At 70.3% G+C, this 16975-nt stretch carries 7 protein-coding genes; 1 reads left to right on the top strand and 6 read right to left on the bottom strand.

Annotated features, from left to right (window positions below):
* Positions 1-123 precede the first annotated feature (123 nt).
* The 5 genes from rimO to ACRX5W_RS07645 form a co-directional block, all read right to left on the bottom strand.
* A complete protein-coding gene (rimO, locus tag ACRX5W_RS07665; protein WP_436787179.1) occupies positions 124-1734 on the bottom strand; it encodes a 30S ribosomal protein S12 methylthiotransferase RimO in 1611 nt (536 codons plus the stop codon).
* Between the two features lie 145 nt (positions 1735-1879).
* On the bottom strand, positions 1880-2641 hold the full coding sequence (locus tag ACRX5W_RS07660; protein ID WP_436787178.1) for a helix-turn-helix domain-containing protein: 762 nt from the start codon (positions 2639-2641) through the stop codon (positions 1880-1882).
* Between the two features lie 147 nt (positions 2642-2788).
* Positions 2789-5386 (bottom strand): DNA translocase FtsK, encoded by a 2598-nt coding sequence (locus ACRX5W_RS07655; RefSeq protein WP_436787177.1) that lies wholly within the window; start codon positions 5384-5386, stop codon positions 2789-2791.
* Positions 5387-5529: 143 nt separating this feature from the next.
* Complete coding sequence (locus ACRX5W_RS07650; protein ID WP_436787176.1) at positions 5530-6237, bottom strand: response regulator; 708 nt, start codon at positions 6235-6237, stop codon at positions 5530-5532.
* Between the two features lie 348 nt (positions 6238-6585).
* Entirely contained in the window at positions 6586-12384 is a 5799-nt protein-coding gene (locus ACRX5W_RS07645) for a HAMP domain-containing protein (protein WP_436787175.1), read from the bottom strand.
* A gap of 300 nt (positions 12385-12684) precedes the next feature.
* On the opposite strand from ACRX5W_RS07645, the gene ACRX5W_RS07640 reads away from it, so the two are divergent.
* A complete protein-coding gene (locus tag ACRX5W_RS07640; RefSeq protein WP_436787174.1) occupies positions 12685-15237 on the top strand; it encodes a SpoIIE family protein phosphatase in 2553 nt (850 codons plus the stop codon).
* A 100-nt stretch (positions 15238-15337) separates the two neighbouring features.
* On the opposite strand, the gene ACRX5W_RS07635 is transcribed toward ACRX5W_RS07640, so the two are convergent.
* The gene (locus ACRX5W_RS07635) at positions 15338-16336 is read right to left on the bottom strand and encodes a hypothetical protein (protein ID WP_436787173.1); all 999 of its coding nucleotides are present in this window, start codon (positions 16334-16336) and stop codon (positions 15338-15340) included.
* Between the last annotated feature and the right edge of the window lie 639 nt (positions 16337-16975).

Raw genomic sequence — 16975 nt, 5'->3', positions numbered from 1 at the left:
CCGCCGCCGCCCTGACCGCCTCGGCGCGCTGGTGCGCCGCGGCGCGAACGGCTTCCGCCCGCTGGGCGGCCGATCCGCGCGCCGCGTCCGAAGAGCGGGAGGGAGGGGTGGGGAGGTCTTCGCTCACCGCGCGGGCCCCGACGACGTGGCCGCGGTCCGGTCGCGCGCGTTCTCGGCGGGCGGGGCGAGCGGCTCGTCGCACGCCTCGGCGTACAGGTCGACGCCTTCGCTGCCGACGACGCGGGCGCGCACGAATGTGCCGGCCACAAGATCGCGGCCCCGCAGCATCGTCAGGCCGTCGATCTCGGGGGCCTGGTGCGCGGCGCGGCCCTCTGCGGTCACCGTGCCGTCGTCCTCGACACCGACGATCTCCTCGACCAGTACGGTGACTTCGCTGCCGACGCGTTCCTCGGCGCGCTGCGCGGTGAGCTCTTCGGCGAGACGGGAGACCCGGTCGAGGCGCTCGGCGACGACGCTTTCGGGCAGCTTGCCGTCGTACCCGGCCGCTTCGGTTCCCTCTTCGTCGGAGTAGCCGAACACGCCGATGGCGTCGAGCCTGGCCTCGGTGAGGAAGCGCATGAGCTCGTCGAGGTCGTCCTCTGTCTCGCCGGGGAAGCCGACGATGAAGTTCGAACGTGCCCCAGCCTCAGGCGCCGCGGCGCGGATGCGGTCGAGCAGGCCGACGAACGCTTCCCGCGAGCCGAACCGGCGCATGCGGCGCAGCACCGGCTCACTGGCGTGCTGGAAGGACAGGTCGAAGTACGGCACCACACCGTCCGTGCCCGTCAGCACGTCGATCAGGCCGGGACGCATCTCGGCCGGCTGGAGGTAGTTGACGCGCACCCGCTCGATGCCGTCCACCGCGGCGAGTTCCGGCAGCAGGGCCTCCAGGAGGCGCAGGTCGCCGAGGTCCTTGCCGTAGGACGTGGAGTTCTCGCTTACCAGCACGATCTCCCGGACGCCCTCGCCGGCGAGCCAGCGGACCTCGTCGACGACGTCGGTCGGGCGGCGCGAGAGGAACGAGCCGCGGAACGACGGGATCGCGCAGAACGAGCAGCGCCGGTCGCAGCCGGACGCGAGTTTCACGGACGCCACCGGCCCGCTCCCGAGCCGCCTGCGGAGGGTGCGCGGCCCGGAGGCCGGTGCGACCCCCTCGGGCAGGTCCTCGGGCGAGGACGCGCGGGCGGCGTCGGCCGCCCCGTGCCCCGGCACCGCGCCGGCGGCGGCCTGGCGCTCGACGGGGCTGAGCGGCAGCAGCTTGCGGCGGTCGCGCGGGACGTGCGACGTGTGCTTCTCGCCCGCGAGGATCGCGCGGAGCCGGCCGGCGATGTCCTCGTAGTCGTCGAAGCCGAGGACGGCGTCGGCTTCGGGCAGCGCGCCCGCGAGTTCGCTGCCGTAACGCTCGGCCATACAGCCGACCGCGACGACCGCCTGCGTGGTGCCGCCGTCCTTCTTGAGGTCGGCGGCTTCGAGGACGGTGTCGATGGAATCCTTCTTCGCGGACTCCACGAACCCGCAGGTGTTGACCAGGACCACGGACGCGTCCGAGGCGTCCTCCGTCAGCCGCCAGCCGTCGGCTTCCAGGCGCCCGGCCAACTCCTCGGAGTCGACCTCGTTGCGGGCGCAGCCGAGCGTGACCAACGCCACTGTCCGGCCGGCGCCCGCGGTGACGGGACCTGCTGCGGAGGCGTGGTCGGCGGAACGGTCTTCGGGCGCGGTACGGGGGGCGGGCATGCCGGAAAGCCTACGTCAGGACACGGCAGTCGCCGGACGCGGGCGCGGTACGCGCGTACCACACCCTCGTTGCGTGCCCGGGCCGGCCCGGTGTGTCACGCGGCCGGCGCCCGCCTTCGTGTCGGTCGCCTGCCGGCTTGCCGTCTCAGCCCTGCTGGGGGTTGCCGGGGGTGAACGTCAGACGCGCCACGGAGCTCTTGGTGCTGGCGGGGCCGATGTCCTTGCCGTTGACGTTCAGATGGATGGCCTGGGCGTTGCCGATGACGAGCCTGAGCTCCTCGGCGTGGGTCCATTCCTGGTGCGTGCCCTTTTCGACGGTGCCCTCGAAGACCTTCTTGCCGTCCCCGTCGGTGACGCTGATCCAGCTCTTGCCCTCGACGGCGTCGGCCCGCACGGTCACCTGCGGGGGAACCTGCGCGACGACCTGCTGCGTCGGAGGCACGGGCGGCGTGGTCGGGGCCGGTTCCGGACTCGACGGGGAAGGCGGAGGGGCGCTGGTCGTGGCCGCGGTGTTCCTGCTGTCCGCGTCGTCCTCGGTGCCGAACCACTGGAAGACGACGAAGGCGAGCACGACCACGACGGCGGCGGCCATCGCCGCAGTCCAGTTCGGTGCGAGTTTGCGTTCGGGTTTGACGCGTTCGGGCTCGAAGATGACCGAGGGGCTGGGGGCGGGGGCCCCGCCCTTGGTCGCGTCGTACTCGGCGATCAGCGGCTCCGCGTCGACGCCCACCACGCGCGCGATCGACCGGATGTGCCCTCGGGCGTAGAAGTCGCCGCCGCATCGCGAGAAATCGTCGTTCTCGATCGCCTCGACCAGGGTCTGCCTGACACGCGTGACCTCACTCACCCGTTCGACACTGAGCCCCGCTTTGATGCGGGCGTCGGCGAGAGTCTGACCGATGGACACGTATACGCCTCCGAGCGTGCAACCACTGCGGCGAAAAGCAGTCTAGGGCTGGCCGGAACGGGAGTTCGCGGCCGAACGCAGGCGAACGTGTGTTGTGGCACAGCCGCAACACTTGATCGCGAGCGGACGCGAGTAGAGCAGTAATGCTCATTCCCCGCGCAAGGTTGTCAGTACCTGATCGAGTTCGTCGGGCTTGACCAACACGTCGCGGGCTTTGGAGCCTTCACTCGGACCGACGATGCCCCGCGACTCCATGAGGTCCATCAGCCGGCCCGCCTTGGCGAACCCTACGCGGAGTTTGCGCTGCAGCATCGACGTGGACCCGAACTGCGACGTGACCACCAACTCCGCCGCCTGACAGAGCAGATCGAGGTCGTCGCCGACCTCCTCGTCGATCTGCTTCTTCTGCCCGCCGACAGCCGCGACGTCCTCGCGGTACTCCGGCTGCAACTGCTCCTTGCAGTGCCCGACCACCGCTTCGATCTCCGCCTCGGTGACGTACGCGCCCTGCATGCGGATCGGCTTGTTGGCACCCATCGGCAGGAACAGCCCGTCGCCCTTGCCGATCAGCTTCTCCGCGCCTGCCTGGTCGAGGATGACCCGGCTGTCCGCGAGCGAACTGGTCGCGAACGCCAGGCGGGACGGGACGTTCGCCTTGATCAGGCCGGTCACCACATCCACGCTCGGGCGCTGCGTCGCGAGCACCAGGTGGATTCCGGCCGCGCGGGCGAGCTGCGTGATACGGACGATCGCGTCCTCGACGTCCCGCGGCGCCACCATCATCAGGTCGGCGAGCTCGTCGACGATGACCAGCAGGTAAGGGTACGGCCGCAGTTCGCGTTCACTCCCGGGCGGCGTCGTCAACTTTCCCGAACGCAGCGCCCGATTGAAGTCGTCGACGTGCCGGAACCCGAAGTTGGCCAGGTCGTCGTAGCGCATGTCCATCTCACGCACCACCCATTGCAAAGCCTCGGCGGCGCGCTTCGGGTTGGTGATGATCGGCGTGATCAGGTGCGGGATGCCTTCGTACGCGGTCAGTTCGACGCGCTTGGGGTCGACCAGCACCAGCCGCACCTCGTCCGGCGTGGCACGCATCATGATCGACGTGATCAGGCCGTTGATGCACGAAGACTTGCCCGCGCCCGTCGCACCCGCGACCAGGACGTGCGGCATCTTGGCGAGGTTCGCGACCACGAACCCGCCCTCGACGTCCTTGCCCAGCGCGACGACCATCGGGTGACTGTCCGCGATCGCCTCGTCGGACAGCAGCACGTCGGCCAGATTGACCATTTCGCGGTCGGTGTTGGGGATCTCGATACCGACCGCGGACCGACCGGGGATGGGACTGATGATGCGGACGTCCGGGCTGGCGACCGCATAGGCGATGTTCTTCGCCAGCGCGGTGATCCGCTCCACCTTGACCGCGGGCCCCAGCTCGACGATGTAGCGCGTCACGGTCGGACCGCGCGTGAAGCCGGTGACCCTCGCGTCGACGTTGAACTGCTCGAACACCAGCGAAAGCGCCGCGACCACATCGTCGTTGGCCTTGCTGCGCGCCTTGCCCGGCCCTCCCCGCTCCAGCAGTTCACTCGACGGCAGGCGGTACGTGACGTCCCCCGACAGCGTCAACTGCTCGCTGCGCGGCGGCGCGGGCGAGTGCGCGGGCGCGGACCGGGCCTCCCGCTCCGCCGCGTCCTCCGCCGCCTTCCGCTCGGCCTTGCGGCGTCTCGCGGACGGCACGACCGGGGCCGAACCGCCCCCGTCGAGCGCGGCCGCGGCGGCCGCGGCCACGTCGATCGGATCCGGGCCTTTGGCCGAGCCCTGGCGGCGACGCGGACGGGGCCGTCGCACGGCCTCGCCGACGGATCCGCCGGGCTCCCCCGGCAGTGCGGCGGGAGGTTCGGCAACGGGCGGACGGCGGCGCCTCGGCCGGGAAACCGGAGGCTCCTCGTCGAGCACCTCGCCATATTCGTCGTAATCCGCATCGACGAACTCGGCGTCGTAGTCCGGGTCGTCAAGATCCTCGCCGCCGGGAAACCCGAGATAGGCGCGCAGCCGACGCGGCGCGGAGGCGATCGGTGTCGCGGTGACGACCAGCAGGCCGAAGCAGATCACCAGGAGGAGCAGCGGTATGGCCGCCCAGACGGTGACCGACTCGATGAACGGGACGGAGAACGTGCATCCCACCCAGCCGCCCGCGTCCCGCATCGCCGTGGCGCCGTCGCTGGGACGCGGCGCCCCCGAACCGATGTGGATGAGCCCGAGGACGCCCGCGACGAGTGCGACGCAGCCGATGACGACGCGACCGGTGGCGTCCTTCCGGTCGGGGTGCCGCAGAATGCGGACGGACAACGCGGCGACCAGGAACGGCACCAAAACGTCGAGCCTGCCGACGAATCCGGCCACGACCGCGTCGACCGCGTCGCCGACCGGGCCGTTGACATCGCCCCACGCCCCGGAAGCGATGACGATGGAGAGGCCCAGCAGGGCCAGCCCCACACCGTCGCGGCGGTGCGCGGGGTCGAGCCCCCGGGCGCTGTGGCCGATGCTGCGGAACAGCCCGCCGAGCGCGTGCGCGAGGCCCAGCCAGACGCCCTTGATGAGGCGGAAGGCGAGGTCACCGATCTTTTCGAACGCGCCCTGCTTCGGAGGCGGCGGAGGCGGCTGCGCCGACTTCTTGGCCGGGGCCTTCTTCTTCGCGGTCGCGCCGGTCCGGGCGCCGCCGCCCGAGGTGCGCGTGGCCATAAGGGCGAGGCTACCCCTCGGGCCCCCGCGTCTCATGCGTCACCGGCGACTCATCGGCTCGTGTCGCAAACGCATGATGCGGCGATATGACGATCCGCCCGGATCTGTCCGGTACGTCGCCCAGGCGGTTCGCTGACGGTGTCTCAGCCCGCATCCGGCGGGCGGCGGGCGGCCGGCGGAGCCCCGCCACGCTCCGACGTCGGTCCGCCGTGGCCGGCGGGCGTGGGAACCAGCGCGTCCAGCACCGCCCGGAGTCGCCCGACGCGGCTGAGGACCTGATTTGCGGAGGCGACGAGCGTCGGGTCCGCATTGGCCTCCAACTGCTTGGCCATGCCGTCGGCGCTCTCCTCCAGCGCGGCAAGGCGCGTGAAGAGCTCCGAGAGCACGTCGTGGCCGCGCGATGATTCACCCGGCACGGCATCGAGGCGGCCCCGCAAAAGCGCCGCCTGCTCGCGCAACTGGCAGTTCTTCTTGTACAGGTCGACGAAGACCGCGACCTTGGCGCGCAGCACCCACGGGTCGAACGGCTTGGAGATGTAGTCGACGGCTCCCGCCGCGTAACCGCGGAACGTGTGGTGCGGACCGTGGTTGATCGCCGTCAGGAAGATGATCGGAATGTCGCGGGTCTTCTCGCGGCGCTTGATGTGCGCCGCGGTCTCGAAACCGTCCATGCCGGGCATCTGGACGTCCAGCAGGATCACCGCGAACTCGTCCGTCAGGAGTGCCTTGAGGGCTTCCTCTCCGGAATGTGCGCGCACGAGTGTCTGGTCGAGCGCAGACAGGATCGCCTCGAGCGCGAGCAGGTTCTCCTGACGGTCATCGACCAGGAGGATCTTGGCCTTCTCCGTCATGGCCCACCCTCTTCGATCCGGCGACCCGGGCAGGCCCGCGTCCCGGTCGGCTCCACTCGTCTCTGGCTCAGTGCTCTGCCGCTTCGTACACATGCTGGTCAAGGTTCGTGGTCGTCCCGGTCATGCTAGTGCTCCCGGACGGAACACGGCAGGCAGTTCCGGAACCGATGACCGCATGGCGTAACCATGAGCCAACTTACGGTGTCGGAAGAGGCCCCCACGAACCCTCCCATGGATTCAACTCCCTGGGCACCCCCGGAGTTCCCGGACGGCGGCAACTGCCCGGGTAACCAACGTACTCCTCATCGGCCACCCGGATATACCGGACATGGTCAGCACCCCGTCGTCTCACCGCTCCAGCCAGCTCCGCAGGAGGCCGAGCAGGTGCTCGGTGTCCACCGGCTTGGCCACGTAGTCGGACATGCCGGACGCGATGCTCTTCTCCTGGTCGCCCTTCATCGCCTTCGCGGTCAGCGCGATGATCGGAAGGTCCGCGTACTGCGGCATGCGCCGGATGGCCGCCGTCGTGGCGTAGCCGTCCATCTCCGGCATCATGATGTCCATCAGGACGATCCTGATGTCCACCTGCGACTGCAACTTCTCGATGCCCTCACGGCCGTTCTCGGCGTACGTGACGACGAGGCCGTACTGCTCCAGCACGCTGGTGAGCGCAAACACATTGCGCACGTCGTCATCGACGATCAGCACCTTCTCGCCGTGGAAAGACCCCTCGAACGGGTGGACCTCGGGCTTGGGCCGGGCTTCCTCGGCGGACATGGCGTCCGTCACAATGCCGGCCAGCGCGTCGGGGCTCGAGACGCGGTGCAGCGTCGGGATGCGACGGCGGTAGCCGCGCAGTCGCGCCGCCTCCGAACGCGTCGGGCGCGGCGGCATGTTGACGAGCACCGGCACGTTGTCGAGATCGGCACGGTCGACGAGCATGTCCAGCAGCCGCCACGCACCGTCGTCGGCCAGGCGCAGGTCGACGACGATGCAGCCGGGGACGAACAACTCGATCGCCGCCGCGGCTTCCGCCGGAGTCGCGGCGGTTGCGACCTCGACTCGGTCGCCGAGGCCCGCGAGCGTGGTGACGATGGGCCCGCCTTCCGGCTGCGGCTCCTCGACGGCGAGCACCCGGCTGCGCGCGGGGATGACCCCGTGCCGCTGCGGCTCGTCGGCGGCGGGAGCGGCCGCCGGCAGGGCCCGCCGACCGCCGGGCTCAATGGCCTCGGCTTCTTCGTGCCCGGCCTGACGTGCGAGCGCCGCGCCGACGGGGGTGGTGTCGTCCTGCGCGAGGACGTTCTCGAGCGGCACATACAGCGTGAACGTGCTGCCGCGGCCCGGCTCGCTCTCGGCGTGGATCTCGCCGCCGAGCAGCCAGGCGATCTCCCGGCTGATCGACAGCCCCAGGCCGGTGCCGCCGTAGCGGCGGCTCGTGGTGCCGTCCGCCTGCTGGAACGCCTCGAAGATCACCCGGAGCTTGTCCTCCGCGATGCCGATGCCGGTGTCGACGACGGAGAAGGCGATCGCCTGCTCGGCGTGCTCCAGGTCGCCGCCGCGGACCGGGATGTCGTCGGTGATCCGGATCACCACCTCCACGGAGCCCGCAGCGGTGAATTTGACGGCGTTCGACAGCAGATTGCGCAGAACCTGCTGGAGGCGCTGTTCGTCGGTGTAGAGCGTCGCGGGGACCTCCGGCGAGACATGGACCGTGAAGTCCAGGCCCTTCTCGGCGGTCAGCGGCCGGATGGTCGCCTCGACGTAGTCCATGAGCTGGACGATCGCGATGCGCGCGGGACGGACGTCCATCTTGCCCGCCTGCACCTTCGACAGGTCCAGGATGTCGTTGATCAACTGGAGCAGGTCCGAACCCGCCGCGTGGATCGTCTCGGCGAACTCGACCTGCTTGCGCGTCAGGTTCCCGTCGACGTTGTCGGCGAGGAGCTTCGCGAGGATCAGCAGGCTGTTGAGCGGGGTGCGCAGCTCGTGCGACATGTTGGCCAGGAACTCGGACTTGTAGCGCGAGGACAAAGCGAGCTGTTCGGCGCGTTCCTCGAGGGCCTTGTGGGCGTGCTCGATCTCGTTGGTCTTGATCTCGATGTCGCGGTTCTGTTGGGCGAGCAGCGCCGCCTTGTCCTCCAACTCCGCGTTGGAGTTGCGCAACTCCCCCTGCTGGCGCTGGAGTTCCTCGGACCGCTCCTGAAGCTCCTCGGTGAGCCGCTGCGACTCGGCGAGCAGCATCTCGGTGCGCGAGTTCGCCATGATCGTGTTGACCGTGACGCCGATCTGCTCGATGAGCTGTTCGAGGAAGTTGCGGTGCACCTGCGTGAAGGCACTGAACGACGCGAGTTCGAGGACGCCGAGCAACTGGTCCTCGAACTGCACGGGCAGGACGACCACATTGACCGGCGAGGCCTCGCCGAGGCCCGACGAGATCTTGATGTAGCCGGGCGGCGCCTGCTCCACCAGGATCGACCGCTTCTCCAGCGCGGCCTGCCCGACCAGGGACTGGCCGAGGCGGAAGCGTGTGGGCGCGCCCCCGTTCTGGTAGCCGTAGCTGGCGATCAGGCGCAGCTCGATGCGGTCCTCGACCGTGGGTTCGGCCAGGAAGAACGCGCCGTGCTGGGCGGACACGAGGGGGGTCAGCTCGCTCATGATCAGCGCGGCGACCGCCATCAGGTCGCGGCGGCCCTGCATGAGGCCGGAGATGCGGGCCAGATTGGTCTTGAGCCAGTCCTGCTCCTGGTTGGCCCGCGTGGTCTCGCCCAGGTTCGCGATCATCTGGTTGATGTTGTCCCTGAGCTCCAGGATCTCGCCGCGCGCGTCGACGTCGATCTGGAGGGTGAGGTCCCCGCGCGTCACGGCGGTGGCGACCTCGGCGATCGCCCGGACCTGCCGGGTCAGGTTGCCGGCCAGTTCGTTGACGTTCTCGGTGAGCTGCTTCCAGGTGCCGGAGACGCCCTCGACCTCGGCTTGGCCGCCGAGGATGCCGTCCGTGCCCACCTCGCGGGCCACCCGGGTGACCTCGCCCGCGAACGCGGAGAGCTGGTCGACCATCGTGTTGATCGTCGTCTTGAGTTCGAGGATCTCCCCGCGCGCGTCGACGGTGATCTTCTGCGACAAGTCACCGCGCGCGACCGCCGTGGTCACCTCGGCGATGCTGCGCACCTGACCGGTCAGGTTGTCGGCCATCGAGTTGACGTTGTCCGTCAGGTCCTTCCACGTACCGGAGACACCGGGGACGTGGGCCTGGCCGCCGAGGATGCCCTCCGTACCCACCTCGCGGGCCACCCGCGTCACCTCGTCGGCGAACGAGCCGAGGGTGTTGACCATCGTGTTGATGGTGTTCTTGAGTTCGAGCACCTCGCCGCGGGCATCGACGGTGATCTTCTGCGACAGGTCGCCGTCGGCGACCGCGGTGGCGACCTGCGCGATGTTGCGGACCTGGCTCGCCAGCGTGTTGCCCATCGAGTTGACGTTGTCGGTCAGGTCCTTCCACGTGCCCGACACTCCGCGCACCCGGGCCTGGCCGCCGAGGATGCCCTCCGTACCGACCTCGCGGGCCACCCGCGTCACCTCGTCGGCGAACGCGGAGAGCTGGTCGACCATCGTGTTGATGGTGTCCTTGAGTTCGAGGATCTCCCCGCGCGCGTCGACCATGATCTTCTGCGACAGGTCACCGCGCGCGACCGCCGTGGTCACCTCGGCGATGCTGCGCACCTGACCGGTGAGGTTGCTCGCCATGACGTTGACGGACTCGGTGAGGTCCTTCCACGTCCCCGAGACGCCCTCGACGTCGGCCTGGCCGCCGAGCCGGCCCTCGGTGCCCACCTCGCGGGCCACCCGGGTGACCTCGCCCGCGAACGCGGAGAGCTGGTCGACCATCGTGTTGATCGTCGTCTTGAGTTCGAGGATCTCCCCGCGCGCGTCGACGGTGATCTTCTGCGACAGGTCACCGCGTACGACGGCGTTGGCGACCTGGGCGATGCTGCGGACCTGACCGGTCAGGTTGCCGGCCATGAAGTTCACCGAGTACGTGAGGTCGCGCCACACCCCGCCCAGGCCGAGCACCTGCGCCTGGCCGCCCAGGATGCCCTCGGTGCCGACTTCGCGGGCGACCCGGGTCACCTCGGAGGCGAAGGCCGAAAGCTGGTCGACCATCGTGTTGACGGTGTTCTTGAGTTCGAGGATCTCGCCGCGGGCGTCGACGTCGATCTTCTTCGACAGGTCGCCCCGCGCCACCGCCGTGGTGACCTCGGCGATGTTGCGGACCTGACCGGTCAGGTTCCCGGCCATGAAGTTCACCGAATCGGTGAGATCGAGCCAGACGCCCGCGACACCGGGGACAACGCGGGCCTGGCCGCCGAGAATGCCGTCGCTGCCGACCTCCCGGGCCACCCGCGTCACCTCCGACGCGAACGCCGAAAGCTGGTCGACCATCGTGTTCACGGTCTCCTTGAGCTCCAGCATCTCGCCGGACACGTCGACCGTGATCTTCTGCGACAGATCACCCTGCGCAACCGCGGTGGAGACCTCGGCGATGTTGCGGACCTGACCGGTCAGGTTGCTGGCCATGAAGTTGACCGAGTCGGTCAGGTCCTTCCAGGTGCCGGCGACACCGGGTACCTCTGCCTGGCCGCCGAGAATGCCGTCGCTGCCGACTTCCCGGGCCACCCGCGTCACCTCCGACGCGAACGCCGAAAGCTGGTCGACCATCGTGTTGACGGTGTTCTTGAGCTCCAGCATCTCGCCGGACACGTCCACGGTGATCTTCTGCGACAGATCGCCCTGCGCGACCGCGGTGGTGACCTGGGCGATGTCGCGCACCTGCGCGGTCAGATTGAAGAACGCGGTGTTGACCGAGTCGGTCAGGTCGTTCCAAATACCAGCGCCCCCGGGCACCTGCGCCTGCACGCCCAACCGGCCCTCGAACCCGACCTCGCTGGCCACCCGGGTCACCTCGGACGCGAACGTGCGCAGGGTCCCGGTCATCGAGTTGATCGTCTCCGCGAGCTGGGCCATCTCGCCGCGCGCGGACACCGTGATCGTCTGGGAGAGGTCGCCGTACGCCACCGCGGTGGTCACCTGCGTGATGTCGCGCACCTGCGCGGTCAGGTTGCTCGCCATGGTGTTGACGGAGTCGGTGAGGTCCTTCCAGGTGCCCGAGACCCCCTCAACGCGCGCCTGGCCGCCGAGCCGGCCTTCCGTGCCCACCTCGCGGGCCACGCGCGTGACCTGCTCGGCGAACCCGGACAGCTGGTCGACCATGGTGTTGACGGTGTTCTTGAGTTCGAGCATCTCGCCCGCGACCTCGACGGTCACCTTGCGGGACAGGTCGCCCTTCGCGACCGCGGTGGTCACCAAGGCGATGTCGCGGACCTGGAGCGTCAGGCGGCTCGCCATCGTGTTGACCGACTCGGTCAGGTCCTTCCAACTGCCGGAGACGCCGCGCACCTGCGCCTGGCCGCCCAGTTTCCCCTCGGTACCCACCTCGCGCGCCACGCGCGTCACCTCGTCGGCGAACGCCGACAACTGGTCCACCAGGCCGTTGACGCTGCGGCCCATGCGCATGAACTCACCGCGAAGGGGCTGGTCGCCGATCCGCTGGTCCATGCGCTGGGACAGGTCGCCCTCGGCGACCGCGGCGAGCACGCGGCCGACCTCGACGGTCGGGCGCACGAGGTCGTCGACGAGGGCGTTGGCCGCGTCGTAGCTCGTCGCCCACGCACCTTCGCCGGGCCCCGGCACGAAGCGCTCGCTCAGCTTGCCCTCACGACCGACCACGCGCCGGACCCGCGCCAACTCGCCCGCGAGGTGCTGGTTGCGGTCCACCACGTCGTTGAAGACCGCGGCGATCTCGCTCATGATCCCGTTGCCTGAAACGGTCAGCCGGCGCCGGAAGTTGCCGTCGCGAACGGCCGTGAGCGCGTCGAGGAGCTGCCGCAGCTCGCGTTCCTCGTCGCGGGCGGCGCGGGACCTGCCACCGCGTGCGGCGGCATCCCCTCGTGGAGTGCTTCCACCCGCATTCGGTGCATCGGCACGTCGCGCGCCCTTGCCCGATGCCTTGGGTGCGGTACCGGCCGCGGCCTGCGCCGCACCTTTCGCCGCGGTCGCGGCGCGTCCGTCCCGCTTGGAAGCGTTCGCCATATCGAAATTTCCTCCACCCGGCCCCGGCACCCGCCCTGCTCGTCCCGGTTCGTCGGCCCGGTGCGAGGCGGTCGCCGCTGATAGGGGCAGTCTTCCACCATCGCGCCGAACGCACTGCCGAGTCGGGCGGGCCGAGACCTTCACGAGAGGGGCAATGTTCACCCGGGGCCTGCTCCCCCGTCGCGTGGAGGCGGTAGTGTGCGGAGCTGCCGCGAGACCGCCTCGCACACGGGCATGGGACAGGAAGGGCAGCGAGGCCGCGCCACCGCAACCACCGCACGACGCAGGATGCGGGAGTGTATGGATCCGGAAGCCGAAATGGTCGTCACCGCGAGAGTGAGCGCTACATTCGCCCCCGAGGGCCGGTCGGTGGCCGCCGCACGCTCGTTTGTGCGCCAGACCCTGACCGAGTGGGACGCGATAGCGGTCGTCGACGACGCGGTACTGCTCGTCAGCGAGCTGGTGACCAATGCGATCGTGCACGCCGGAACCGCCACCGAGGTCTCGTGTGTGCGCTACGACAGCGCGGTTCAAATCGAGGTCGTCGACCGCTACCCGACCCTGGAACTGCCCGCCTCCGTCGGGGCGTTCGACAGCGACGACGAGAGCGGACGCGGCTTGTTCCTGTCCGCGTCCATCGCCTCCGCCTGGGGCGTCGAGTACACGAAATCGGTCAAGCAGGTCTGGTTCCGCCTCGACCTGCCCGACGGCGGCTCCAGCACGAGCCTCGCCGGCCCCACGCTGCCGACGCATGTGCTGCCCGGCGCGGACACTCCCGTACGGGTGGCGGTGGTGCACGCCGACGCCCACCAGCGGGTCACGCACTGGAACGTCGACGCCGCGGACCTGTTCGGGCGTTCGGCCCAGGAGGCCGTCGGCATGCGCCTGTCCGAACTCGTCGACTGGCCGCATACTCCCGAGGTCTCGGACACCGACCTGCCCTTCGCCGCGATGCTCGAACTCTCGCGCTGGCAGGGCATGTACGACATCCGGCACGGCGAAGGCCGACCCGTGCGCGTGTTCGCGTCGCATGTCCGGCTGCGCGACGCGTCGGACAACGCGTCGCTGGTTCTGCTGGCGGTGCCCGCGCGGGCCCGGGCCGTGCTGGAGAACCGCGCCGCCGCCGCGGCCGGCCGTACCCCCGTGCCGCCGCCGACCGACAGCGAGTGGGACGGCCTCGAAGGCCCCAACCGCTCCGGCCTCGACGAACTGCTGCAACGCGCGATCGAGCGCGCCCGGGACCTGCTCGACGGCGACGCCGCTTTCGTCCTCATCGCGACCGACGACGAAGGCGAGATGGAGGTGCGCGCCACCACCGGGCTGAGCGGCATCCCCCAGCGGTACACCCGCGTGCCCGTCGAGAACTCCACAGGCAGGTTCGGCACCGCGCGCATGCCGGCGGTGCACGACGACGCGGACGCGCTGAGCGGAGCCGTCCCGCTGCTCGCCGACACGGGCATGCGCTCCGCTGTGACCGCGCCGCTCAAAGTCGAAGGGCGACTGACCGGGACGCTGGCGGTGGCGTCCGAATCCGCGTCGCACTTCGACAACGACGCCGCGGCCAGGCTGCAACGCGCCGCCGACCGGATCTCCCTGTCCGTGGAAAGTGCCAGGCTCTCCGAACTCGAACGCGTGCGCCGCGGCTCCCTGTCCTTCCTCGCGGAGGCCTCGGACCTGCTCGCGGGCACCCTCGACCCGGAGATGACGCTGGCTATGGTCGCCCAGATCGTCGTCCCGCGCCTGGCGACCTGGTGTGCGGTGCACACCGTCGCCGAGGGCCACGAGCCCGTCCTGAGCTGTGTCTGGCACACCGACGAGAGCCGCATCGACGACCTCCGCGACCTCCTCAACAAGACCGACCCACCTCGCGGCCACGCCACCCCCGGCGCGCGCCCCTGGCCCGGTCTGCGTCTCCTCGGGCCGGAAGCGGCCGCCCAGCACGAGGACTTGGTCACCGGGGAGACCGTCTCGCTGCCACTCGTCGCGCGAGGTCGCGGAATCGGCATGCTCACTCTCGGCAATGCGGCGGGGGAACGCTTCCGGCGGGAAACCCTCGAACTCGCCGAGGACCTCTCGCGGCGCGCCGCCCTCGCGATGGACAACGCGCGCCTGTACTCCGAGCGCAGCGCCACCAGCCAGGCCCTGCAGCGCAGCCTCCTGCCGCCCGAACTGCCGCGCGTACCAGGCCTCGACATCGAGGTCGTCTACCAGGCCTCCGGCGAGAGCAACGAAGTCGGCGGGGACTTCTACGACTTGTTCACGATCCGGCCCGACCTGTGGGGTTTCGCCATCGGCGACGTCTGCGGCACCGGCCCCGAGGCCGCCGCCGTCACCGGGCTCGCCCGCCAGGCCCTGCGGCTCCTGGCCGGCGAGGGCATGCCCGTGCCGGCGGTACTCCAGCGCCTCAACACCGCGATCCTCGACGAAGGACCCCGCAGCCGCTTCCTGACCCTCCTCCACGGCCACATCTCGCACCGCGAAAGCGGCGGCGTACGCCTGGACCTCGTGTCCGCGGGTCATCCCCTCCCCCTCCGTCTGCGCCCGGACGGACGCGTCGAGCAGGTCGCCACCCCGCAGCCGCTGCTCGGCGTGCTGGACGAGGTCGACTTGCTCGCCGAAACCGTCGACCTCGATCCGGGGGACGTCCTGTTGTGCGTCACCGACGGCGTCACGGAACGTCGTGAGGGCGCCCGCATGCTCGGAGACGAGGGTCTGGCCACCGTGCTGGCCGGGTGCACGGGCATGACCGCCGGTGCGGTGGCCGCCCGCGTGCACCGTGCCGTCGAGGCCTTCGCCGCCGAACCGGCCCGCGACGACATGGCCATCCTCGTTCTCCGCGTCGCGGACAACTGACCCGTCGCGCCTGCGGATTGTGCGTCCGACCGGACCTCCCGACAGGTCGGACACACGACCCTCGCCCGTCACCGTCGGTCATGCCGCGCTCTTCGGCCCCTCAGGCCGCCTGCGCGCCGGCACCCGCCGTGCCGCGCAGTTCGCGCAGGATCTGCGCGACGACGGTCTCCCGGTGCCGCGTCGGCTCGTGGGGGCCGCACTCGACGACGCGCCATGTGCTGCCCGCGATGTGGCGGTGCCGGACTCGGACGGCGGGCCAGGCCCCGACATGTCCGAGCTGCCGAGCAACCGCACCCGGGCCTTCGCCGGGCGGTCCGGTGGCATCCGCGACATCGGCGATGTCAGCGATGTCAGCGATGTCGACTCCCAGTCGAAGCAACGGCCAGGCCATGCCGAAGCGGTGGAGGGGGCGGCCGAACGCCGACATCACGCGCCATCCGGGCTCCGGCGGCGGAACTCCGGCACGGGCCAGCGCGATCCGCAGGCGGCTCTCGTCCTCGTTTGCGCTGCGGCCGTCGGCGAGCCGCACCGCGTCCGCCAGCCGACGCACACCCGCGTAGCCGGCGAACCGATCCACCACTCCTTCGAGTTGACGTTTCGTCACCTGACGCAGATGCAGAAACGCATCCAGGATGACGACCGCGTCCTCGCTGCCGACCGAGCGGCCGATATCCGCAGCGGTGCGCAGAGGCGTCGTCAAGGCGAGGCCAGCGATCGTGGTCGTGTCTCCTCTCCCCAGCAGCCAACTCCGGCCGAGGCATCCGGACCGACGCGGTGGAGTCGCGGCCCTCGGCACGATGACCTCGACGGGCAGCGGACGGCCGTCGCGTCCTTCCCGCCCGGCAGCGGTGATTCCCCACAGCCAGGCGGCGGTTCGACCGCAGATCACCGCCCCGGGCACGAGGGCGGTGACGGCTCTCGCCCGGAGGGTCGGCGAGTCGGGCACGTGGTTCCCGACGTACACGCCCTGTATGACGCGGCGTACTTCGCCCTCTCGCAGCCAACGGCGGATCACTGAGAGCGTGTGCCCCCGCTCGGCTGCTGCTGCGGCGGTGAAGGGGGTGGACAAGAAGGCCGTCAGGCTCGTGTCACGCGGCATGTCGTCAGTCTGGGCGTGGGTGGCAGGCGGTGCCGGCCGCCGTCCACAGGAAGCCCCCCGCGGTGTGCTCATCACACCGGAGGGATGCGGAGAACCCGCGACAGCACTGCCATGCCGCATGGCTGCCCCAGCCGGGTGGACGCCGCAGGAGTCGCCGCAGACTCGGGCGGGGATGCAGTCGCCCACCCCCGCTCGACGGGAGCCCTGGCACCGGCTCGTTCGCGCGGTAAGTCCGCCCACGCGGCCGCGTGCGTGCGATCGCTTCCGGTCGGCGCATCACCGCCCCGGGACGCCGCGGATGCGGCCTGAAACCGGGGTGACGCGAAGCCGGCACCGAGGGCGACGGCACCGCACAGCACGATGACCGCGGCGCGGGCGCGGCGACGGACACAAGAGGCGGGACGCATGGCTCCTCCACGAGCTGTCAGGTCGCCGGGCAGGTCCGGGCGACACCTGGAAAGCTACGCAGGCCGATCGGCCGGGCCGAAAAGGCCGATCACCATACAAACGCGCATCGAGTGCCCCGACTTGGCGTTCCTTCCGCCCAAAAGCCACCAGCCACGCCGAACAGCGCGACAGCAATCGACATCCCGCACCGGCCGCACACCTCAATACCGGTCCATGACACGCCGACACCCC

Origin of the sequence: Yinghuangia sp. YIM S10712 (assembly GCF_051388935.1) — a bacterium.
Classification (GTDB): Bacteria; Actinomycetota; Actinomycetes; order Streptomycetales; family Streptomycetaceae; genus Yinghuangia.
The sequence above is the reverse complement of the archived record's forward strand: the minus strand, read 5'-3'. Positions and strand labels throughout refer to the sequence as shown.